This window comes from Mesorhizobium sp. 43Arga, assembly GCF_053714255.1.
This window is the reverse complement of the sequence record NZ_JBSKBO010000028.1, coordinates 1-21,631: the sequence shown is the minus strand read 5'-3', so window position 1 is coordinate 21,631 and position 21,631 is coordinate 1. Positions and strand designations below refer to the sequence as shown.

Below are 21,631 nucleotides of genomic sequence, written 5' to 3'. Positions count from 1 at the left end.
GACACCCGCGCGCGACAGAAGTTCCTTGATGACGACGGCACCGAGTTCATGCGCGGGCGTAGCGGCAAACGCGCCGTTGAAGGAGCCGACGGCCGTGCGCGCGGCGCTGGCGACGACGATGGAGGTTTTGGTCATAATCGCACCCTCTATTTTGGAACTGGCGGCTGCAGCCAGCACACCCGCCTCAGTTGACGATCGTTGCTTCGGTTGCGCCGCGCAGTTCGTCCTCAGTGACGCCATCGGCGCAGTCGACGAGCTTCAACCCGCCCTCGACCACATCGAGCACGCCCAAGTTTGTGATGATACGGTCGACCACCCCTTTACCCGTAAGCGGCAAGGTACAGGCCTTCAACAGCTTGGATTCCCCGGCCTTGTTGGTGTGGTCCATGACAACGATGACGCGTTTCACACCGGCAACAAGGTCCATGGCGCCGCCCATCTTGACCAGCTTGCCGGGGATCATCCAGTTGGCGAGGTCGCCGTTCTCGGCCACTTCCATGGCGCCTAAGATCGCCATTGCGATCTTACCGCCGCGGATCATCGCAAAGCTCTGGGCAGAGTCAAAGAAGGCCGAATGCGGCAGCGCCGTCACCGTCTGCTTGCCGGCATTGATGAGGTCGGCGTCGATCTCGTGCTCGGTTGGGAATGGACCGATCCCAAGCAGGCCGTTCTCCGACTGCAGCGTCACGTGAATGCCGTCCGGAATATGATTGGCGACGAGGGTCGGAATGCCGATGCCAAGATTGACATAGGTGCCGTCCTCAAGCTCGCGCGCGGCCCGCGCCGCCATCTGGTCCCTGTCCCAGGCCATCTGTCCCCTCCCCTTCAAGCCGCAGCACGCGTCGTGCGCTGTTCAATGCGCTTCTCGTGCTTGCCCTCAATTAGGCGAGGCACATAGATCCCCGGCAGGTGGATCTGGCAGGCTCCAGATTGCCGACGGGAACGAACTCCTCGACTTCGGCGACACAGAACCTGCCGCACGTGGCAGCCGGCGGGTTGAAGTTGCGCGCTGTCTTGCGGAACACGAGGTTGCCCAAGGCATCTGCCTTCCAGGCTTTCACAATTGACAGGTCGGCGACGATGCCCGTCTCAAGCATATAGGTTTCCCCGTCGAAGACCTTGTGCTCCTTGCCCTCTGCCACGACGGTGCCCACGCCGGTTTTGGTGTAGAAGCCGGCGATGCCGGCGCCGCCGGCCCGCATGCGCTCGGCCAGCGTCCCTTGCGGATTGAACTCAAGTTCCAGTTCCCCGCTCAGGTACTGGCGCATGAACTCGGCATTCTCGCCGACATAAGAGGAGATCATCTTCCTGATCTGCTTAGTCTTGAGCAGCACGCAAAGCCCAAAATCGTCGACGCCGCAATTGTTAGACGCGATCGTCAGCTCCTTCGTACCCGCATGCCGAATGCCATCGATCAACAGCTCCGGTATACCGCAGAGCCCAAATCCGCCCGCCGCAATGAGCATCCCGTCGAATAACAGACCCTCCAACGCAGAACCCGCATCGTTATGGACTTTGTTCATATAGCCTCCAAGGTTGGCGCGGATCGTCTAGAATAGATCCGCGTGGCAGTTAAGGCATGGCTCGCAGCTCCAACCGGGTTCGCTCCGATCTTCTTCAACGGCTGCCTATACAGCGCGTCATGAGTTCTTGAGCAGCAAGCGTTATGAAAGCCGGGAAGGGTTTTTGGTGGGCCCCGATTCGAGGCCCACTTTGCTTTTGCCCGAATGTTCAAAAGTGCAGCTAACGCATTGTCCGTTTGGATCTGTAGTCTGGTCATCACCCCTTCAGATTCTCTCACCCTCACGAACCAAGTCGTCCATGACTGAACGAACGGCGCCTTCGGCGAGGGCGACGATCTCTTCGGCTTCGCCCTTCGTGGTTACGAGCGGCGGGGCAAAACCCAGAATGTCCCCATGCGGCATTGCGCGGGCAATCAGTCCTCGGTCGCGCGCTGCCTTAGAGACGCGTGCGCCAACTTTGAGCGAGGGATCAAAACGCTCCCTATTTTTGCGATCGGCGACAAATTCGATTGCGCCCATAAGACCGACGCCGCGCACTTCGCCGACGATCGGCAACTGCGCGAACTTCTCCTGCAACTGCGCCTGGAAAAACGCGCCGACGTCACGCGCATTGCCGGGGAGGTCTTCTTTCTCGACAATGTCGAGAACCGCGTTGGCCGCGGCGGCGCCGATGGGATGACCAGAGTAGGTGTACCCGTGCGAGAATGCGCCGACCTTGTCGGCCCCATCCTCCAGGACCTTATACACCTTCTCACCGACGATTGCCGCCGAAAGCGGGAAGTAGGCCGAAGTCAGACCCTTTGCGATCGTAACAAGGTCGGGCTCGATGCCATAGTGCTGCGAGCCGAACATGGAGCCAGTTCGACCAAAGCCGGTTATGACTTCATCTGCGATGAGCAGCACGTCGTGCTTCTTGAGCACGGCCTGGATTGCTTGCCAGTAGCCTTCCGGCGGAGGCGTGATGCCGCCGGTGCCGAGCACCGGCTCGCCGATGAAGCCGCCCACATTTTCTGGCCCCAGCCGCTCGATCAGTTGATCAAGTTCCTCGCCGCGCCGCGTTGAAAATTCGCGTTCAGTCTCGCCCGGGTTTCTACCCCAATAGTGGTGCGGAACACCGGTGTGAACAATCTGAGGAAGCGGCAGGTCCATGTGGTCATGATAGAAGCTCATGCCGGTCATCGACCCGGAGACGATGCTGCAACCATGATAGCCGCGCTCACGCGAGATGATTTTCTTTTTGGAGGGTTTGCCGCGCAGATTGTTGTAGTACCAGACGAGCTTGGCTTGGGTTTCGTTGGCATCCGAACCGGACATGCCGTAAAAAACCTTGCTCATCTTGCCGGGTGCCATCTTGACCAGGCGATCGGACAGGATCGCTAGCTCGTCCGTCGTGTGGGCGGCGTAGGAGTGGTAATAGGCCAGACGAAAAGCCTGACGCGAGATAGCCTCGGCAACCTCGGCCCGGCCATAGCCGACGTTAACGCAGTAGAGCCCGGCGAAGCCGTCGATCAGGTGGTTGCCATGCGCGTCCTGGATGCGGATTCCTTTGCCCGTCTCGACAATGGTCGGATCGCCGAGCTCACCGCTGGCGAAGGCTTTGAGCTGCGTAAAGGGATGCAGGACCGAGTTTCTGTCCTTGTCGCTGATCTCTTTGATGTTGATGGTCATGGTTTATTCCTTTCAGGCAGCGATATTGCCGATGCAGACGTATTTGGGTTCCAGATATTCGGCCAGGCCGTGCTTGGAGCCCTCACGCCCGAGGCCGGACTGTTTCCAGCCGCCGAAGGGGATGGGTGCGCCGGTAAATTTCGGCGTGTTGACAGCAACCATGCCGTATTCCAGCCGATCGGTCAGCCGCATGGCGCGGTTCAGGTCGGTGGTGTAGACGTAGGCGGCGAGGCCCATTTCAGAATTGTTGGCGCGCGCCAGCACTTCCGACTCGTCGTCGAAGGCAAGAATGGCCGCGACAGGGCCAAAGGTTTCTTCTCGAGCAATCAGCATGTCGTCGGTGACATCAGCCAGAATTGTTGGTGTGACAAAATTGCCGCCGAGCGGGCTGTCCTGACCACCACATACGATCCGGGCGCCGGCCGAGATCGCCTGCGCGATTTGTCGCCTGCATTTTTCCGCAACCGAAAGCCGGGTCATGGGGCCAATGTCGGTCCCCTCCTCCAAACCGTGCCCGACTTTCAGCTTGGCGGTCGCCTCGGCAAATCTAGCGACGAACTGATCATAGATTCCGCGCTGAACATAGATCCGGTTCGCGGCCAGGCAGTCCTGCCCCGACGTCGCAAACTTGGCACCGATGCAGCCGGCGACCGCTGCATCCAATGGGGCATCGCCAAACAGCAGGAACGGCGCGTGGCCGCCCAATTCCATTGAGGCCTTCTTGATTGTTGCCGCGGACTGGGCAAGCAGGATGCGTCCCACCTCTGTCGACCCGGTGAAGGAGAAGGCGCGCACTTCGGTATGCTGAAGCAGGCGCTTGGCAAGCGGCGGAGCCTCTCCAGTGATCACTTGGAAGACGCCGGCGGGAATGCCAACTTCCTCGGCTAGTCGGGCGAGCGCCAATGCCGAAAGAGGCGTTTCCGGAGCGGGCTTGACAATCATCGTGCAGCCGGCCGCAAGCGCCGCTCCAGCCTTGCGGGCAATCATCGCTGAGGGGAAATTCCAAGGCGTAATTGCGACAGTTACACCGATTGGCTGCATCTGAACCGACACTCGACTGCCGGTCAAATGACTGGGGATTGTTTCGCCATAAGCCCGCTCACCTTCAGACGCAAACCAGTCGATAAACCCGGCTCCGTAGAAGATTTCGCTCCTCGCTTCGGCAAGCGGCTTTCCCTGCTCCGCTGTCATTATGACCGCCAGATCATTTGCATTCGCACGCAGTTCATCCGCCCAAGCGCGCAATACACCGCCCCGCTCGACAGGCCGCATGTCGCGCCAGACGGCAAAGGCTTCCCGTGCGGCCCTTACAGCCAGGTCAACATCTTTTTCATCACAAGCAGCAACATTAATAAGTTTGTCGCCGGTGGCCGGGTCGAGCACCTCGATCACTCGATTCCTGTCGATCCACTGACCCCCAAAGAAGGCGCGATGCTCGAGAAGATCTGCTCGTTTTAGTCCCTTCAAAGCCGACGCTGCAAGACCGTTCATTTTTGAAGCTCCAAAACTGATGGTAATAAATAGAACGGGCCTGCTGCCGTCGGAATGCGGAGTTAGCCACCGCTGCGCATATTAGCTGCAACATGTTGTGGCTTGACGCATAATTTCGCTAGATTGCGGCAGATGAGAACTGTGCGATACTATACGGCAGACCGCTTGCTTGGAACTCCCGACTGGAAGTACGTTGCCTGCAATGGATCCATTGGACCTATCGGGCGACCGTGGCCGTCGACGTAGTCCGCGCTCCCGGGCTGCTATGTACTCCGTCTTTGGTGCAGCGCTGGCCTCTGGTCAGATCGCTACAGCGCACCTGCAGAAACCAGGCCGTCCGTGGAAAGGTCCGCGATCGGCCGGGTATCGATCTTGCCTTGGCCAGGACCGAGCCGTCGCCGTGCAAACGTGAAGCAACGCACATGGCTTCGAGCCGCATGAACAGCGGCACCAGCGGCGCGACGCCGGCGCTGACCTGGTCGGCCGACGTCAACTGGCTAAGCGGCACGCCTTTCGCGGTCATAAGGTTTAGCTTGGTTTGCGGCTGATGCCGCCCGAACTTCTCAAACAGGATCATCACCAGTAGGCCGGGACCGGCCCAGCCGCGCGGTGGGGCCTGGAACGCCGCCGAGCCTGGCTGATCGCAAGGTGAACTTCGCCTGCAAGTGTCGGATCATCTTCCCAGCTTGCTCAGCCGATGACCGCCGCAGCAATGGCAAGCGGCCGGCGCCGGCTACCACGCGTTCGCGCGGCAGATGCTTCGAGATTTTGTCGGCGCGCCAGTCGTTTGCGCACATAAGGCGCGCTAGATGTTCAGAGTTCTGAACGCTCATCGCGCCCGCACGACCAGATGGAACTCACTTCGAGGAAGCACGGCAACGTCAGACGAGGTTCGCCGCCGAACAGGCAGCGGCCCGGAAGGTGTCGCCAACCAGATCCGCCACTTGGCTCTGAACCGGGATCATGAAACGCCAAACGCTTTCACCATCGCCGCCGCCAGTGTCGACCGGCAGCCACATGCAGGCAATCCCCAGCTCGATTGCGCTGGTAGCGCCGCCGGCAGCGAAGCGGCGCAGGCTTGTCGGTAACCTCGACACTTTCGACAAAGCCCGCCTCGCGGGCTCTCACCGTGCGGCGCCAGTTATGGATCAGACTGGCCGCGACATCGACTGGATCCTTTGCTTCACCGAATCCGGTCTGCGTCGTGGGTTGGAACTCGTTTTGGGCGTCATCACTTGCCGTTTTCCTTCTTGCCAAATCGGCTCGCGTGTCGATTTCCGCGCGCAATTCGCGGTATGGCCTGGATATCTGCAGGATTCAGCGTAATGCCTGAAAGCAAGCCAGCCAGGCTCATTTCGTGTGCGACAGCAATTCGGGCAAGTGTGATCAATGTCACATTGCCCTGACCTCGTTCGAGTTTCCCGTAAGCTGCGCGGTCAATGTTTGCTTGCGAGGCAAACCCTTCTTGGGACAAGCCGGCATGTTCCCGAAGGCGTCTAAGCTGCTCACCAAGCTGGACACGTAAATGCTCTGCCATGCTGCACTAGATTGCGGATATGGTGCTAATCGTCCACGGTATATATATCCCCGGTATATATTGACCATCGCCATTTATTGCGATATCATGTGCGAATTAGTCGCGGAGAGATTGGCCATGAATGCATTTGCATTCCCTGCCATAAGGGGCGTTCAGGCAGGTCGAGCCTATTACGTAGTAATGGTTCCACTTGGTGCCGTGGGATCGCTATTGCGATTTAATGATGGAGCTGTTCCGGACGAACTTCGCGCTCAGCGTCGCTTGAACAAGAGCCGCATCCCAGCACTTGTTCGTTACATCACGTCCAACCCAAAGGAGTACGTACTGTCCGCCTTGACGGCAACGATCGACGGCAGGTTTCATTTTGAGCCGAGCGACATGAACGGACCCTTGAGATCAATCGGAACGCTGTCGGTCGACATGACTGCGACAATCCTTGTGAATGATGGCCAGCATCGCCGGGCTGCAATTATTGAGGTGCTTCGCGAGCGTCCCCATTTTGCTCACGAGACAGTCGCCGTCACTTTGTTTCCAGACCACGGGTTGGAGCGCTCACGGCAGATGTTCGTTGACCTCAATCAACACGGAGTGAAGCCCTCGCGTTCAATTCGCCTGCTGTATGACGGGCGTGATGAGCGAGCAAAATTGTCCCGGGCCGTCGTTGACTGGGTTCCGCTTTTCAGAGACATGACCGACTTTGGTCGATCTAATCTGACAGCCAGTTCGCCAAAGCTATTCGCTTTTAGCAACCTTCACGCAGCTGTTTCGACGTTTGTATCAGAGACGGGCGAAGTCGATCAGGCGAAGGTCATAGAGTTTTGGGCAGCGGTGGCGGAAGCAATTCCTGACTGGGGCCTTGCGCACCGCGGACAAATGACACCCGCAGCCCTCAGGCGCGAAAAGGTCCACGCCCATGGTGTTGCGTTGGAAGCCATCGCAATAGCAGGCGCGCGGTTACTCAACGATCCGAGACTCGACTGGCGCACGGCAATCAACCGTTTGGGTGACGTTGATTGGGCCCGGTCAAATAGCGCCCTTTGGGAAGGGCGGGCGCTTCTGGTCGGTCGCATCAATCGGTCGCGTACCAGCGTAATGCTCACTGCGGAAAAAATCTGGTCACTCACCACAAATGGCACTGACGCACCCGGGCAAGTCGGTTAGACTCCTTTCAGGAGAAATACCGTGAGCAAAAAGAATAACAATTCCAACGGGACAGGCCGAATCACGTCCATATTGGACGACATTCGGGACATCTACCTTTCCGATGCTCGGCCGTGGGTGGTTGGTTATTCAGGAGGAAAAGACTCGACCACCGCCCTGCAGTTGATTTGGACGGCAATCGCTGCGTTGCCGTCTGAACGGCGGACCAAGACGATCTATGTTATCAGCTCCGACACGCTCGTCGAAACGCCTGTGGTGTCGCGCTATATAGACGTCACACTTGACCGCATTTCATCGGCTGCGGCCGCTCAAAACATGCCGGTCGTCACGCACAAGGTCGTCCCGGAGCTGGAAGATAGCTTTTGGGTGAGCTTGATCGGGAAGGGATATCCAGCCCCGTCACGCCGCTTTCGGTGGTGCACGGAGCGGCTCAAGATCCAGCCGGCCGATGCTTTCATCAAAAGCCGCGTCGCTGAGTTCGGTGAAGTCGTCATGGTTCTCGGCGTCCGGTCACAAGAATCTGCGACCCGCGCCCAGGTAATGTCATTGCATCAGATAGAGGGGTCTCAGTTGCGGCGCCACTCATCGCTGATGAACGCCTTTGTCTACGCGCCGATCGCGGATTTTTCGACGGACGACGTCTGGACTTACCTGCTTCAGAATGAATCTCCCTGGGGCAATGACAACCGCGATCTCGTTGCAATGTACCGCAACGCCAGCGCGGGCGAGTGTCCGTTGGTCGTGGACACATCGACTCCGTCTTGCGGAAACTCCCGCTTTGGGTGCTGGGTTTGCACCGTGGTGCAGCGTGACAAGGCAATGGAGTCGATGATTGATTCAGGCGAGGAGTGGCTGACACCGCTTCTTGAGTACCGTGACATGCTTTCGAAGACCCAGGATCCGGAGCGCAAGCATGAATTCAGGGACTTTCGGCGCAAATCTGGTCAAGTGAATTTTATCGGTGAGACTGACCGTGTCATGCCCGGCCCGTACACCATGGAATTTTGTCGAACTCTGCTTCGTCGCTTGCTCGAAACACAAAAAGAAGTTGCGCGTGAGGCGCCTGCAGGCGAAGCGCCAATTCTGATTCATGAGAACGAATTGCATGAAATCCGGCGGCTCTGGCGCACGGAGCGTGGTGACTGGGCGGACACCGTTCCGCGTATCGTACGCGAGACGCTCGGTCGCGATGACATCGAGTGGGTGACGGAAGATTCTGTTGCATTCACCGCGGACGACGGTGAGCTCTTGGCTTCCGTGTGCGCGGACAATGAGGTTCCACCCGAACTCGTGATGAAATTGCTTGATATCGAGCGAGCTTCACATGGTCTTAAGCGTAGGCATGCCGTGCACACTCGTATTGAGGACGCATTCAGGCTTGAATGGCGAGATCTTGATGTCCTCGTAGCCGAGCGGCGGCGCACACTTGGTCTGGAGGACGGCAGCGTATTGGCAGTTGTTGACGATTTGGAACTTCCGTTCGATATGGTCGGTGAGGATGGGCGTTGAGGCTGCGATCAATCACACTTGAGAATTTCGGTCTTTATGCCGGTCGCCAGCGTCTCGATTTGTTGCCAGCGCGAGCAAGGCCCGTGGTCCTGATAGGCGGCAAGAACGGCGCCGGCAAAACCACCCTGCTCGAAGGGGTGCGGCTTGCCCTTTATGGGAGGCGTGCGCTTGGCTATCGGGTGGCGCAATCTGAATATGAGGAGCATCTACGGCGCCGGCTTCATGTTGGGTCGGATGGACGCCCGGCGCCTTTTGGATCGGTCGGGCTCGAGTTCGACTATGCCGAGGGTGGTGTAGTTCATCGGTATGAGGTCTTGCGGCGCTGGGCGACGCGCGGGACGAAAACCGTCGAGACGTTGACGTTGGAAAGAGACGGGGCGCCGGTCGACGCCGTGCCACGTGACGAATGGCATAGCTTCCTGCAAGAAATGATACCACCGGGCGTGTCTCAGCTGTTCTTCTTTGATGGCGAAAAGATTGCCGAAATCGCCAGAGACGATCCCGACGAGGGTCTTGCCGAAGCTGTTCGCGGTCTCCTGGGTATCGAGCTTGTTGGACGTCTCCGGACCGACTTGGGTCTCTATCTTGCTAGACATGGTCGTCGTGAAGGCAATGACGAGGCTGTTAGGCTTGAGACGATTGTTCGCGAGATCTCCGTGCTCGATCGTCGCATTGCGGAAATGGCTGAGGACGTTGCTGAACTCACCTCGCGCCATGCGTCTCAATCCCGAGTGGCCCTCAATGTCCGTCAACGGTTTATTGCTGAAGGCGGCGACGCAGCAAACCGCCGCGCTCAAATTGAGGCTTCGCGCGATGAGTTGCGCCAACAAATTACCCGCCGCGAAGCTGAGATTCGAGAATTCGCCGTCGGTCTCCTCCCATTCGCATCGGCTCCGAGATTGCTCCGGCGATTTTCAGTTGCTTTAGCGCACGCCGGGGAAAAGCCGCGCGAGGATATGGTCGAGCTTCGAGAACGCGCGGGTACATGGCGAAAGACCAACACACCGACGCGCACGGCCCGGTGGCAGGAAAGTCATTGGCGTGACCTGGACGCTTTTTTTGAATCAGAACAGCAACGGGCGGCCGGCGCCGCAGTTAGCTCGGTTTCGGAGTTGGATGCCGGCGAACGGCGGCGTTTTGCTGCACGGCTTATCGAAGCTCGTGAAAACATTGCGTCGCGTGCAGCCCTGGCTGTCTCCGAATTGGACTCCTTGCAACGCAAACTTCGTCGTGTCGATGCCGATCTGGTGCGTGCTTCCGGGCACGCAGCAGGGATCGTTCTGGATGAGCTGCTTTCGGCTGAAAAGTCTGTCGGGACTGCCGAAGCCGTATTGCGAGCACGGACTGACGAACTCCACACTCTGGAATTTCAACGCTCTGGACTGACCCGCGAACGGGACCGCATGCTCAAAGCACAGACTGAGGCTAAGGCCGGTGAAGAGCGTGCCGCACTGGCAACGCGCGTGGGCCGAGCGTTGCAACTCTATGAGGAACGGCTGCTCGATATGAAGCTTGCGCAACTCCAGACAGAGTTTGTTAGCAGGTTTAATCACCTGGCCCGCAAAGGCGGATTTGTCGCGAATGTGCGCATTGACCGCACATCTTTTGACGCGACGCTGATCGATAAGACGGGAGCCGAGATTCCGAAGTCGAGCCTATCTGCCGGGGAAAAACAGGTCTATGCAATCGCCATGCTGTGGGCACTGGCTCGCACCAGCGGCCGGGCGCTCCCGATGATTATCGACACCCCCCTGGCGCGACTTGATAGCGAACACCGAACAGCCATTGTCGAACGGTATTTCCCCGAGGCAAGCCATCAAGTCATTGTTCTATCCACTGATACCGAAGTTGACGCGCGGCTGCTTAAGGAGCTCACACCGAGCATCAGCCACTCCTACAGACTCGATTACGAGCCCGATCAACGCGCAACGCGAGCCATTCCAGGCTACTTCGGCGATGGCGACGAAGGAGGTCAGCTTGCGCTACAACAAGCTTAGGATCTCAACAGAGGCGACAAGCAAGCTACGCTCGATCCGTCAGCGCACTGGGGTCACCCCCAACCTTCTTTGCCGTACCGCGATCATGCTCTCCCTTGAAGAAGGGCCGGCGATTGCGCCAGCTCCTGATGAGGGCGGCCAGGAGTTTAACGCCTACACGCTTACGGGCGAGTATACTGGCTTGATTGCCGCTTTGTTGCGATTCGTTGAAGAGGACGAGGGCGGCGCCAGCCCCCTATCGAACGAAGATCTCGTTGCGCGTCTTCGTGCTCACATTCACCGCGGCGTGGGTACTTTGTCTGTGCGGGCCAAATCTGCGGCGGACCTGGGTCGTCTGGTGCTCGCCGCATGAAACGTGAGGCGAACAAGGAGCCCATATACCTGGACCACAACGCGACCACCCCGGTGGACCCCAGGGTCCTTGAGGCCATGCTTCCGTTTTTCACCGAGGTGTTCGGAAATCCGTCGAGTGTGGAGCATGTCCACGGCAATCGCGCCAGGTCAGCGGTGGAGGCTGCGCGTGTGCAGATCGCAGAAGCGTTAGGCGCTCGTGAGAGCGAAATAGTCCTGACCGGCAGCTGCACCGAAGCCAACAATATAGCGATCATTGGTGCCGCCCGGGCACGGCCGTTGCGTAAGCACTTGATAACGAGCGCTATCGAGCATCCCGCTGTCGTGGAGCCGATGAGGGAGCTGGAACGGGAAGGGTTCGAGGTCACAATCGTCGGGGTCGATCAACAGGGTCGGGTATCACCCTCCGACGTGGCCGCGGCAATCCGGGACGACACGAGCCTGGTATCAATCATGGGCGCCAACAACGAAGTGGGGACCATTCAACCCATCGCTGAAATCGGCGCTGTTTGTGAGGAACGCGGCGTCCTGTTTCATACCGATCTCGCGCAGCTGCTGGTTCATAGGCGCGTCGACGTTATGGCCGAACACATCCACCTTGCGAGCATTTCCGGGCACAAAGCGTACGGGCCAAAGGGTGTGGGTGCCCTCTACGTTCGATCGCGCTCGCCGCGCGCTCGGCTCGTGCCTGTTTCATTTGGCGGCGGACAGGAACGTGGGCTTCGGTCCGGTACCATGAATGTTCCCCTCATAGTTGGTCTTGGAGCAGCACTTGATATCGCTGGGCGCGAAGGCACGACTGACGATGCGCGTTTGCGCGGGCTTTGCGACAAATTCGTTCACGAGGTCACCTCGGCGATTGCCGGCGTCAGCTTCAACGGTCATCCCTTAGAACGTATTGCTGGAAACGTTTCGCTATCGATTGCCGGAGTCGAACCGTTAGCCCTCATGCACCGACTAAACTCTGTCGCTAGCTTTTCCGCGTCCAGTGCCTGTGCGACTGACAAAGTTAAAACAAGCCGCGTGTTACTCGCCATGTTCGGTGATACTGCGAGAGCGCGACAAGCCTTTCGGGTCTCGCCAGGCAGATTTTCAACCGCCGAACAAATGGCGCAATTTACGATCGCTCTGATCGAGGCGGTTGAAGAGCTTCGCCGGTTCGCCGCCTGAACTTACAAAAAGCACCTTTGCTAGAGAGATAGCTGACCCGTCTCGCCGCCGGCGCTAAAGGGCAGACAATGATCCAATGTGGCTTCTCTACTGTACGTTCATCCGGTGCCGCGGAAACTGTGAACAACGGCGATAACTGATTTTCCTGCATACTCCCTACTGTTGGGGTCTATTACAATTCTGATAGACAGACGGCCAATCGCAAGCGAATCTACGCTCGGGAGTGGGGCGGTCGATGCCGATATCTGACGAAGTGATAGACGCTGCGGTGTCCCGCTATGATCGGGAGCGCGATCGGTATCTCAAACTCGCAGCGCGCGTCGCTGATATCTGTCGATCCAGCATCGTGGAAGGGAACGCGATACGTGCGCAAATCACCTCGCGCACAAAAACTGTCCGGAGTTTCGACGGCAAGCTCCGACGATTCGCGAAGAGGTCCGATAAAAACTTTGAGTCGGTAGACGAGGTTTTCGAGAAAATTGGGGACTTCGCAGGCGTTCGAGTGGCGACATATCGACCGGAGGATGAGCCACGCGTCACCGAGGCGATCAAGGCGCTCTTTGCCGGGCGGGAGGGTGAGGCCGTCGAGATCGATCACAAGGATAAGCTCGATCCAACCAACTGCCAATTTTACCGCGCCACTCATTGTCAAGTATTCCTGCGCGAAGAGGAACTCCTTGGCGATTATGGAAATCTGCGCGGCGCAAGTTGCGAAGTGCAAATCTGTTCGATGATGGCGCATGTATGGAATGAGATCGAACATGATATCGGCTACAAACCCGAGGGCGGAGGCCCTGGCGAAGCCGAGCGCGGTCTGCTTGAAGCCCTTGGTCATCTGACGCGTTCGGGTGATGCCGCAATTACCCAACTCCTTGCCGCCAATTACGCACGCATGACTGTGCAGACCGGCGATTTTGGTGATGTGCATGACTTTGTCGCGCGTATGCGCAAACATTTTCCCGAAGCCGATCTATCGGTAAATGCTGGCCTGGCATTTGACGAAGCTGTGCTTCTGGGGCTCACCTCGGCTGGCAAGATCGAGAAGGCTCTAGGACCTGAGGCATTCAACCCGGACGTTGCCTCTACACGGATTGATGATTTCAATAAGTTTCTGGAGCTGTCTGGCAGTCCCGAACTTGCCCTCAACCGGCGTTCCGCGGATCTCATTCTGATAGGGATGCTTGCCAAATGTTCCGAGAAGATCGAGGAAAACCATCCGGCAGGACGGGGAAAAGGGCGCCCGGGCCGCATTTACTACCTGGTCCACAAATATCGAGAGTTTTTGCAGGCACAACAAATAGATAGAAATGTGCCTGGCAGATGATGAGCGACCATATCCTTTCGTCTATAAATGATGATCGGCCCACGGAGATGGAACCCAACGAGTCCGTCCCCTCGGACGCCATTCGAATGCGAAGGTTGGTCGAGCTTGTTGCGGAAAACGACGTCTCGGTCCGCCTTGGGAATGCTCTGACTGTCGCAGACAGCTCCGGCAGTCTGCCTTATGCGACGATCGGGGACTATCTCGATGCGGGGCCGCTAGCCCAGACCAGGATGCTGCATGACGTTCGAAATTTCGGACGCAAGAGCGCGGACGAACTAGAGGCGCTCATCCGGGCTGAATGTGCGTCCAACGGCGTTCATCTTTTAAGTCGCACTAAGATTTCAGCTACCGCCAATTCATCCGAGAGATCAGACCTCATCAGTCTCTTCGACGGCGACACGATTGGCGCAATCGCCAGCGAAGAAGTCCTGTCGACACGGCTTGAGGCCGTCCTTTCTCGGCCGCCTTTCCGGGACATGACGTTTGCGAAAGCCATGGAAGACTTCTTCAATACCACCCATAGGATCACGCAAACGCGAAACTGTGGACGCAAATCGGTCGAGGAATTCCGACGCCTATGTGAACGTCACATCCGTCGCCGTCTGACAGAGAATGGCTTTGGCAGGCAGGATCGGTTCGTATCGCTAATTTTCGACAACTCAAGCGTTGCCTGCGAACACAACCCGGACACATCGCCCGACAATCCTAGCTTGCCTGACGAGGTGGCCACCGCAGAGCATGAGCGGCTGGCGGATCGTCTCGAATGGCTTTTGTCACAGCTCGACCAGCGAGCATCCACGGTTCTCAGACGTCGCAACGGTATTGGGCAGCAAGGCAGGGAAACACTAGAGGAAATCGGTGCCGACTTCGGTGTGACGCGGGAGCGAATTCGCCAGATTGAATCGAAATCATTGCGCAAGTTGCGAACCCAGATTCGGCGCTACCCAATTGAACAGCTGCTGCAACAGGAGGGACCGGGGCAGTGGGTAGTCATTGCGAAAAACGCGCAAGTCCTCACCAAGGCTCAGCTGCCCTCCCGCCGTCGCGATGTCGATGCCTACGTGACGTTAGCGTTAAGCATCCTCGATGTCCGGCTTGACCAGTGGATTGATCGTATCGCGCTGCCTCTGCCAGAAGGCTGGATTCATCCCCTGGGTGACGCATCACTGGTCGAAGCGGTTGCAGAGGATTTGCAAAAGGCGATTGCTCGCGCTCCGCTGCCTCAAGCATTGGGTGCTTTGACGAATGCCAATCCCGAAGTTGCGCAGGCGGCATGCGAACTTGTTCTTGGGAACCCGATTCGACTTGGCTACGTGATGCCGCCGCGCGTCGGAGCTCGCTTGACGCGCTTGATCGGCTTGCACACCCTCCTTGCCGTTGCGGGCAAAGCCCAGCCCGTCGAGGAATTGCTGCCGATCTATCATTCTCATTTTGCGAATGATCTTTGCTCCGAACGTGACGCTGAGATCGTCATGGGCGCCGCACCGCATCTGTTTCTGGAAATCGAAGAGGGTAGCTGGCTGGCAATCGGCGCCGCTGGCACGACGCTTAAGAGCTTGGCTCCAGCTGAACGGGACGATCAACCGCAAGAGGAGGAACCAGGGACAATCGCGCACGCGCTGCAGGTAGCGCTTCAAGCTCGCGGCCCCACAAGGTTGGGAGACCTGCTCGACGATGCCCACGCCATTCTACCAGAAGGTCGGTCCGCCAACAGTATAGGACCTGTTCTGATCACCCGTCGCGAAATTTTTATTCGTGTGCTCCCCGGGACCTATGGACTGTCCGAACATGTTTCGGCAATCGCTGCTCACCTCCCAGACGACCTGCCGATCCTTTTCAATGACAACCAGGCTCGGCTTTATGCCCTTGCGCGATATGCCGGAGAGCCTCGCTCGATCTTTCCATTTTGGACGCCGACGGCGGAGCTCAAACTATGTCGATGGGCTCGCCATTCCAGCGAGGCAGACGTCTTTGCCTCGCTCCTATCCGTAGCTGATCCCGCCGACTGGCCTGTCGATTCGACTGAATGCGCAAATTGGCAACGTCTCAAATATCAGCAAGGTCGTTTTGCGATCGGAATGACTCTTCGGCGCGATGCCGCCTATGAGCTGCCGCCTTTGGATAGGATCCTCGCAGCCTGCGTTTATGCTCATAGTCAAGGTGGGCTGAATTGGATTGCCGCGAATCGCCTGTCGGGTCGAAGGATCGACTCTTACGCCGGCGCCGGCCTGGTGGCTCTGCTGGTTTGCTTGGGTGCCTTGAAGGAACCCGACGCGCAGGGCTTTCAATGGCAAATGCAACATTCTGTCACTTCCACCCTTGATGTCGTGCGCAGTGAGCTAACAGGGGAACTGGCGAATACGGGAGAGCTCGACTGGAGCCGCGGTGCCGGTGTGTTGCTCGCAGGACAAGTCGCTCATGCAATACTCCATCCAAAAAGCTGGGTCAGCCACAGTGCTGTCGTGGCGATGCTCGGGCAACAGACAGTGTCCGTCGCGAGCGAGGCAAGTGACGATCCCTTTGAGTTGCTAATGGCAGAGCGTCTCCGGTCTCGCGAAGCCCGGCAAAGAGAGGCCAATCTGCAATGGTTGCTTGCGGAATGAAGTCCCCTGGCCTTACAGGGGGGCGGAAATGATCGCGCCAGAAGTCCCAGAGCTTAAATCCCACTACCGCAGTGGCAAAGACGACTTGGCCGTTGACTTTTTTCGGCCATGCCTACGGGTTGCTACCCTTTATCGTCGGGCCGTGGGATACTTCTCCACTTCAGCACTTTTAAGCTGGACAGATGCGCTGACTCGCGTCGCGGCTGACGGTGAGCTGATTGTTCAAATGGTAGCCTCGCCGGAGCTTTCCCCAGGGGATGCCGCGACCTTGAGAGGGCTCAACAATCCCGAAAGGATCGCGCAGTATCAGGCCATTATTGTCGAGCGAATTCTGGACGAAATCATTGCGCTGCTTGGCGACCCGACCGATTCCGGACGTCTCGCTCATATATTTGCCTGGCTCGTGGCAAATGACCGTCTACAGATAAAATTCGCCTTTCCAGAACATGTCGCCCAACCGGGCATCTTTCATGAAAAGATCGGCATCTTCGATTTCGCAAACGGATTTCGCGCCGCGTTCACAGGTTCTGCCAACGAAACCAGAAGCGGGCACAGCAGGAACTACGAATCGATCGACGTTTACCGGTCATGGGTGCCCGCAGAGGAAGAGCGGGTCGCGACGAAAGTCGAACAGTTCGACGAAGCCTGGAACAACAAAGCCGAAGGCCTCGATGTTTTAGCGCCATCGACGGACGTAATCAGCCGTTTGCGAGAGCGAGCACCTCGCCACAGAAAACCCGTGGCGGAAGAGAAGCCGGAGCAGCAGTCGGAGCCCGACAAACGGTGGCTGCATCAGGAAGAAGCGGTTTCAGCGTTTTTGGCGGGCGGGGCCGGGATCCTGGAGATGGCAACCGGTACCGGTAAGACCCGCACAGCACTCAAGATCTTATCGTCGTTGATCGCCTCGAAATCGATCGACGCTGCGATTGTTGCAATGGACGGGACCGACCTCCTGGATCAATGGGCAGAGGAGCTCGAACAATGGAATTTCGCCGGTGGCCCGCATTGGCTCATCTACCGAAACTATGAACGTTATCATGATCTTGGCGAGTTTGCTCTTGATCCCTATCGCGGGCTGATTGTCATATCTCGCGGCCAACTCCACAAACTTCTGGACAGGCTGCCGGCCGCGGTAAAGTCGCGTATGATAGTCATTCACGACGAAGTCCACGGCTTGGGAACACCGAGTCTTGTCGGTTCCCTTGGCGGGAGTCACAACGATTTTTCCTTTAAAGTGGGGCTCAGCGCCACGCCGGACCGGGCTTACGATCAGGATGGCAATCAATTCATCGCAACCGAGCTTGGTCCTGTTTTGTATCGGTTTCCGCTTGAAAAGGCGATCGCGCGCGGGGTGCTAAGCGAATTCGATTATCTACCGCTGGCGTATGATCTAACGACCAGCGATCGAGAGCGACTGCAGGGCGTCTATACTAAGAAGGCCGCGCGCCTGCACAATGGCAATCCGATGAGCGACGAGGAAATCTGGACCGAGATTGCCATGATATACAAGACCGCCGAGATGAAGCCGGCGGTCTTTTCCGAGTATCTTAAAGTGAGCCCTTCAATACTCCAGCGGTGCATCATTTTCGTTGAGACAAAAGAATACGGCGCCAGAATTCTCGATATTTTGCATGACTACACGCACCTTTACCGAACCTACTATGCCGAAGACGATCGAGATCATTTGGTAGCGTTCGCCCGAGGCGACATCGATTGCCTCGTCACATGTCACCGAATATCCCAAGGGATTGATATTCGCTCGTTGAGTACGGTCGTGCTGTTCGCGTCGGCTCGTGCAAAACTCGAGACAATTCAGCGGATCGGCCGCTGCCTGCGGACAGACCCTTTATTGCCTGAAAAACGTGCTCTGGTCGTCGATTTTGTCAGGCCGGCCAGTCCGACCGATCCGGTTCCGAACGCTGATCAGGAGCGCTGTGCTTGGCTTACAGCGCTATCTGCAGTGAGAAAGGGAGACTCTAATGCCGCTTGATCCAGCCCTCGAGGCAGCCCTCCACACCTCCGTCAATGCTGCTGGCCAGCCCAAGACAGTTGCACAACGACTTGTAGCCTGGCTCAAGTCATTGAGTGATGGCGAAGGCAGTGAGGACCAAAACGCTCGCTTTTACGAAAACGTCTTGGAAGCTGTTAAGGTCAAGGACACAACCGATGAGGATTAGTCTAAATGGCTGGGCCAGCAGTGGTTTGCGGTGTCCTGACGTTGAGATCAAGCTAGCCGGCAAGTCAGGTGACCCGGCCAAGGTCGCGTTGGTACAAATGCCGAACGGCACCGGGAAAACGACAACTTTGGAGCTCATTCGAGCTACCCTTACCGGCCAGGCGAGCACCTGGCCACCGACAAGAATACGAGACTATCGCCGACCTGGCGACAATCAGGACAAAGGTGAGTTCCGCGTAGCGTTGCTGCTCGACAGGCGACCGCTCACCATCGAACTGATTTTGGATTTCGAAAACGGCACGGCGTCGTACCGCACAACAACACCCGGGAGCGGAGGCGTGGTTGGCCGGTGGCAGCCTCCTCCATCGATTCTAAAATTTCTGACGCCTGACTTTCTGCACCTGTTCATCTTTGACGGTGAGTTTGCCGACAAATTGTTGAAGCAGGATGCGGGACGCGCCGACGAAGCGATCAGCGCGCTGTGTCAACTGGACCTCCTTGACATTGTCGCTCAAACCACTGAATCGCAGTGGAAAAAGCGTACCAGCCAGGGCGGAGCGAAGACGGCTGCGGCATTGACCAAGCTCAATGGCCTGCGCGATGCACTGCTCAGGCGCCGCAGTGATCTCGAAAAGGCGCGCGACGTCGCGCAACGAAAAATCGATGCAGGCTCAGTCGCAGCCGCTGACCTTACCAAGAAAATTGCCGATCGGCTCGGCAGTGTTGAAGCGACTCGGGTTCAGCACGCTGAGGCAATACTTGCCCTCCAGGGTGCCAACAATGCGGTAAGCAAGGCATCGGGCGAGGCCATGGATCTTCTCCGAATGCCGTTGGCCGTTCACAAAAGCTTCTCCGAGAGTCTCGTCGAACTCAGGGATAACCTGGACCATCTGAAACTTCCGGAGAACACCTCAGCCCAGTTCTTCGCAGAACTCGTCCAAGAGCCCGACTGCATTTGCGGACGTCCGATGAGTGATGTTGCTCGCGACGAAATCCTGAAGCGAGCGAAGGGTTATCTCGACATGGAGGAATCCGGAACGATCAACGCGCTGAAGCATGACATTAGCATGTTCGTGGCCGCTCCGGGTGATGAGCCGGCCTACGTGCTTCTCGAGGGGGTGTTAAAAGAACTCACATCAGCTCGCAGGCAGCAAAGAGAGGCCGATCAGACGCTGCGTGCGCTGGCGAAGAAGCTTATCGATGAGGGCGATGAGTTGCTCAAAGAGTGGCAGGATACCTTGGGGGCTCTCGAAACCGAGTTAGCCCGCTGCAAGCAAGTCCTACAGGAGATCAATGCCCCGTCAGGGGAAGATACTGACGAGCCGATCATGTCCATGAAGCTCGTCGATAAGAAATTGGATGAGGTTGGCAAGGACATAGCCAAATTATCTGAAACTGTCGATCTTAGAAGCAAAACGGATATAATTGAGGCAATCCTCAAGCAAGCCGCGGGTCTGGCGCGGGATGAGATCCGCGCCGAACTGGTGCAGGAATCAAACAAGAGGCTTTCGGTTATCCTTGCCAACGACCCGCTTCGCATCGATCGCATCGATAAGTCGCTGCACCTTGCCAACCAGTCAGGTGCAAGCGTGGGGCAGAAACTATCTGTTGGTTACACTTTCTTAATGAGCGCCCTAAATCGCGGAAACAATGACTTCCCGCTCATAGTCGATAGTCCTGCCAATTCGATTGACGAGGGCGTGCGACGCAATATCGGAAAGCTTATACCCGAGCTTTGCACTCAATTCGTTGGCTTCACGATCAACACCGAGCGAGCGGGTTTCGTCCAGGCGCTGGAAAAGGTCTGCGACGATTGCCTGTTTCTAACGGTGTTCCGCAGGACCGAGGGAACAAAGCGGCTTGAGCGCACCCTGCCGCCAGTTGGCGTGACCAAGACGGACAATGCCGTTTTAGTCAACAACCGCGACTACTTTATGTCTTTCGACCTCACGGATGAAAAGGACATCTGATGGCTCGGTTCCGTATTCGAAAGGATGCTCAAGCTTGGTTCAACAAAATTGAGGATTTCGAGCATTTCAAAGTGGATTTCGATCAATATTACCTCTGTCTGATGGCGGGCTTCGCCAGTGGACGAAGCAACGATAGCGCTCCCACGACGGAAATGGTCGATCACTTTGTCAAGGAATATAAGCTCGCCAGCCGCTTTCTAATAGGGCTATTGGTCATCGCGGAACTCAAGAAGAGTGGAATTGGAGTCACGGAGGCCGCCGCCGTACGTGCTCTATTCAAGCGCCTCGTAGATCCGCATAGTCCCAACCAATTGACCGAGGAGGGTATGCGTCGAATGAACGCGTACGCAAGCGGCGGCTACGATTATCTGTCTGAAAAGCGAGAAACCAAACCGTACTCAGGCGAGGAGTTTTTGCGAGATTATGTTCAGCTAATAGATCAGGCGGTGAAGTCGGCCGACAGCTTGCCAACGGGTTCACTGGTACCCATCCGGTGAAGACCGCAGGTAGCTTGAACCTGTTCCTAAAAGTTTGATCGGAGCGCCACGACCGCTTCTGCGGCTCGATCGCACAGCTTCGCCATCTTGCGATCGGACAGCGCCATGTCCTCTGTGGCGATTTTGAAGAGATAGCCGGCGATGTCTTCTGCCGTCGCGTTTTCGTTGATCAGCATCCCGAGCACGACGTCGGCATAGTCGTCATATTCGTCCTTAGCTTCGGGAATGCCAGATATGCCGATCGGATCCCAATCGCGAAGCAATACATCGCGAACAAGAGCTCGGTTTTTGTCAGCCTGATCTCTGTCGGTTTTGTGAGCCATCAGCTGAGCCTACGCAGCAACGGCTTTTACTGACGATGCCACCCAATTCCACGGGAGCAATTGCTCCAGCCTGGAGATCGGCATATCGGCGATGTGAGCGAGAACGTCGGCAAGCCATGCCTGCGGATCCACCCCATTGAGCTTCGCGGTCATGATCAACGTCGCCATGAAGGCGGCCCGATCGGCGCCGCGATCGGAGCCTGCAAACAGCCAAGCTTTCCTACCGAGAGCCATCACCCGTTCATTGTGCCCATGTCGGGGACGAAGTGGAAGTTCATTATCGCTGGCATCCATATTTTGGCCGAAAGGTCAGCGTGCGGCGTGTGGAGCA

The 21,631-nt window shown here is 57.3% G+C and carries 18 protein-coding genes and 3 pseudogenes; 11 read left to right on the top strand and 10 right to left on the bottom strand.

Annotation, left to right across the window (positions count from 1 at the left end; all coding sequences use genetic code 11):
- From ACWGS8_RS34635 to ACWGS8_RS34600, 8 genes and pseudogenes are all read right to left on the bottom strand, one after another.
- On the bottom strand, positions 1-135 hold a 135-nt coding region (locus tag ACWGS8_RS34635), incomplete at its 3' end, for a thiolase family protein (RefSeq protein ID WP_454585123.1).
- A gap of 49 nt (positions 136-184) precedes the next feature.
- Positions 185-811: a CoA transferase subunit B gene (locus ACWGS8_RS34630; protein WP_454585122.1), complete on the bottom strand. Its 627-nt coding sequence runs from the start codon at positions 809-811 to the stop codon at positions 185-187.
- Positions 812-825: 14 nt separating this feature from the next.
- A pseudogene (locus ACWGS8_RS34625) lies at positions 826-1,523 on the bottom strand (CoA transferase subunit A).
- 264 nt (positions 1,524-1,787) lie between these two features.
- A complete protein-coding gene (locus ACWGS8_RS34620) occupies positions 1,788-3,191 on the bottom strand; it encodes an aminotransferase (protein WP_454585121.1) in 1,404 nt (467 codons plus the stop codon).
- 12 nt (positions 3,192-3,203) lie between these two features.
- A complete protein-coding gene (locus tag ACWGS8_RS34615) occupies positions 3,204-4,682 on the bottom strand; it encodes an NAD-dependent succinate-semialdehyde dehydrogenase (protein WP_454585120.1) in 1,479 nt (492 codons plus the stop codon).
- Between the two features lie 337 nt (positions 4,683-5,019).
- A pseudogene (locus ACWGS8_RS34610) lies at positions 5,020-5,495 on the bottom strand (IS66 family transposase); the annotation flags it as partial.
- A 68-nt stretch (positions 5,496-5,563) separates the two neighbouring features.
- Positions 5,564-5,701, bottom strand: a complete 138-nt coding sequence (locus tag ACWGS8_RS34605) for a hypothetical protein (RefSeq protein ID WP_454585119.1) — start codon at positions 5,699-5,701, stop codon at positions 5,564-5,566.
- Between the two features lie 212 nt (positions 5,702-5,913).
- Positions 5,914-6,219 (bottom strand): helix-turn-helix domain-containing protein, encoded by a 306-nt coding sequence (locus tag ACWGS8_RS34600; protein ID WP_454585118.1) that lies wholly within the window; start codon positions 6,217-6,219, stop codon positions 5,914-5,916.
- 60 nt (positions 6,220-6,279) lie between these two features.
- Between ACWGS8_RS34600 and dndB the strand changes: the two genes are divergently transcribed.
- From dndB to ACWGS8_RS34545, 11 genes are all read left to right on the top strand, one after another.
- Positions 6,280-7,380 carry a DNA sulfur modification protein DndB gene (gene dndB / locus ACWGS8_RS34595; protein WP_454585117.1) on the top strand — a complete coding sequence of 367 codons (1,101 nt, stop codon included), beginning with the start codon at positions 6,280-6,282 and terminating at the stop codon, positions 7,378-7,380.
- 21 nt (positions 7,381-7,401) lie between these two features.
- Entirely contained in the window at positions 7,402-8,889 is a 1,488-nt protein-coding gene (dndC, locus tag ACWGS8_RS34590) for a DNA phosphorothioation system sulfurtransferase DndC (RefSeq protein WP_454585116.1), read from the top strand.
- A complete protein-coding gene (gene dndD / locus ACWGS8_RS34585) occupies positions 8,886-10,886 on the top strand; it encodes a DNA sulfur modification protein DndD (protein ID WP_454585115.1) in 2,001 nt (666 codons plus the stop codon). Before dndC ends, dndD begins: the two co-directional genes overlap by 4 nt.
- On the top strand, positions 10,867-11,238 hold the full coding sequence (dndE, locus tag ACWGS8_RS34580; RefSeq protein ID WP_320298634.1) for a DNA sulfur modification protein DndE: 372 nt from the start codon (positions 10,867-10,869) through the stop codon (positions 11,236-11,238). The genes dndD and dndE overlap by 20 nt, the downstream gene beginning before the upstream one ends.
- The gene (locus ACWGS8_RS34575) at positions 11,235-12,407 is read left to right on the top strand and encodes a cysteine desulfurase family protein (protein ID WP_454585114.1); all 1,173 of its coding nucleotides are present in this window, start codon (positions 11,235-11,237) and stop codon (positions 12,405-12,407) included. The genes dndE and ACWGS8_RS34575 overlap by 4 nt, the downstream gene beginning before the upstream one ends.
- Positions 12,408-12,642: 235 nt before the next feature.
- Entirely contained in the window at positions 12,643-13,731 is a 1,089-nt protein-coding gene (locus ACWGS8_RS34570) for a GTP pyrophosphokinase (protein ID WP_454585113.1), read from the top strand.
- Positions 13,731-16,334 (top strand): sigma factor-like helix-turn-helix DNA-binding protein, encoded by a 2,604-nt coding sequence (locus ACWGS8_RS34565; RefSeq protein ID WP_454585112.1) that lies wholly within the window; start codon positions 13,731-13,733, stop codon positions 16,332-16,334. The genes ACWGS8_RS34570 and ACWGS8_RS34565 overlap by 1 nt, the downstream gene beginning before the upstream one ends.
- Positions 16,335-16,362: 28 nt before the next feature.
- Positions 16,363-18,324, top strand: coding sequence for a DEAD/DEAH box helicase family protein (locus tag ACWGS8_RS34560; protein ID WP_454585111.1), 1,962 nt, complete (start codon positions 16,363-16,365; stop codon positions 18,322-18,324).
- Positions 18,314-18,511 carry a CxC ATPase DNA modification system associated small protein gene (locus ACWGS8_RS34555; protein ID WP_320298630.1) on the top strand — a complete coding sequence of 66 codons (198 nt, stop codon included), beginning with the start codon at positions 18,314-18,316 and terminating at the stop codon, positions 18,509-18,511. Before ACWGS8_RS34560 ends, ACWGS8_RS34555 begins: the two co-directional genes overlap by 11 nt.
- Entirely contained in the window at positions 18,501-20,480 is a 1,980-nt protein-coding gene (locus tag ACWGS8_RS34550) for a hypothetical protein (protein WP_454585110.1), read from the top strand. Before ACWGS8_RS34555 ends, ACWGS8_RS34550 begins: the two co-directional genes overlap by 11 nt.
- The gene (locus ACWGS8_RS34545) at positions 20,480-20,977 is read left to right on the top strand and encodes a hypothetical protein (protein WP_454585109.1); all 498 of its coding nucleotides are present in this window, start codon (positions 20,480-20,482) and stop codon (positions 20,975-20,977) included. Before ACWGS8_RS34550 ends, ACWGS8_RS34545 begins: the two co-directional genes overlap by 1 nt.
- Positions 20,978-21,003: 26 nt before the next feature.
- Here ACWGS8_RS34545 and ACWGS8_RS34540 read toward each other — a convergent pair whose 3' ends face one another.
- Positions 21,004-21,300, bottom strand: a complete 297-nt coding sequence (locus ACWGS8_RS34540; RefSeq protein ID WP_454585108.1) for a hypothetical protein — start codon at positions 21,298-21,300, stop codon at positions 21,004-21,006.
- 9 nt (positions 21,301-21,309) lie between these two features.
- Positions 21,310-21,540 (bottom strand): annotated as a pseudogene (locus ACWGS8_RS34535) (transposase domain-containing protein); the annotation flags it as partial.
- Positions 21,541-21,631: the final 91 nt, after the last annotated feature.

Bases quoted from the DNA above. Each gene is read 5' to 3' on its own strand.
- ACWGS8_RS34600 (WP_454585118.1), bottom strand. From the start codon at position 6,219: ATGGCAGAGCATTTACGTGTCCAGCTTGGTGAGCAGCTTAGACGCCTT.
- ACWGS8_RS34545 (WP_454585109.1), top strand. From the start codon at position 20,480: ATGGCTCGGTTCCGTATTCGAAAGGATGCTCAAGCTTGGTTCAACAAA.
- ACWGS8_RS34550 (WP_454585110.1), top strand. From the start codon at position 18,501: ATGAGGATTAGTCTAAATGGCTGGGCCAGCAGTGGTTTGCGGTGTCCT.
- ACWGS8_RS34555 (WP_320298630.1), top strand. From the start codon at position 18,314: ATGCCGCTTGATCCAGCCCTCGAGGCAGCCCTCCACACCTCCGTCAAT.
- ACWGS8_RS34560 (WP_454585111.1), top strand. From the start codon at position 16,363: ATGATCGCGCCAGAAGTCCCAGAGCTTAAATCCCACTACCGCAGTGGC.
- ACWGS8_RS34605 (WP_454585119.1), bottom strand. From the start codon at position 5,701: ATGTGGCTGCCGGTCGACACTGGCGGCGGCGATGGTGAAAGCGTTTGG.
- ACWGS8_RS34575 (WP_454585114.1), top strand. From the start codon at position 11,235: ATGAAACGTGAGGCGAACAAGGAGCCCATATACCTGGACCACAACGCG.
- ACWGS8_RS34620 (WP_454585121.1), bottom strand. From the start codon at position 3,191: ATGACCATCAACATCAAAGAGATCAGCGACAAGGACAGAAACTCGGTC.
- ACWGS8_RS34570 (WP_454585113.1), top strand. From the start codon at position 12,643: ATGCCGATATCTGACGAAGTGATAGACGCTGCGGTGTCCCGCTATGAT.
- ACWGS8_RS34615 (WP_454585120.1), bottom strand. From the start codon at position 4,682: ATGAACGGTCTTGCAGCGTCGGCTTTGAAGGGACTAAAACGAGCAGAT.
- ACWGS8_RS34630 (WP_454585122.1), bottom strand. From the start codon at position 811: ATGGCCTGGGACAGGGACCAGATGGCGGCGCGGGCCGCGCGCGAGCTT.
- ACWGS8_RS34565 (WP_454585112.1), top strand. From the start codon at position 13,731: ATGAGCGACCATATCCTTTCGTCTATAAATGATGATCGGCCCACGGAG.
- ACWGS8_RS34540 (WP_454585108.1), bottom strand. From the start codon at position 21,300: ATGGCTCACAAAACCGACAGAGATCAGGCTGACAAAAACCGAGCTCTT.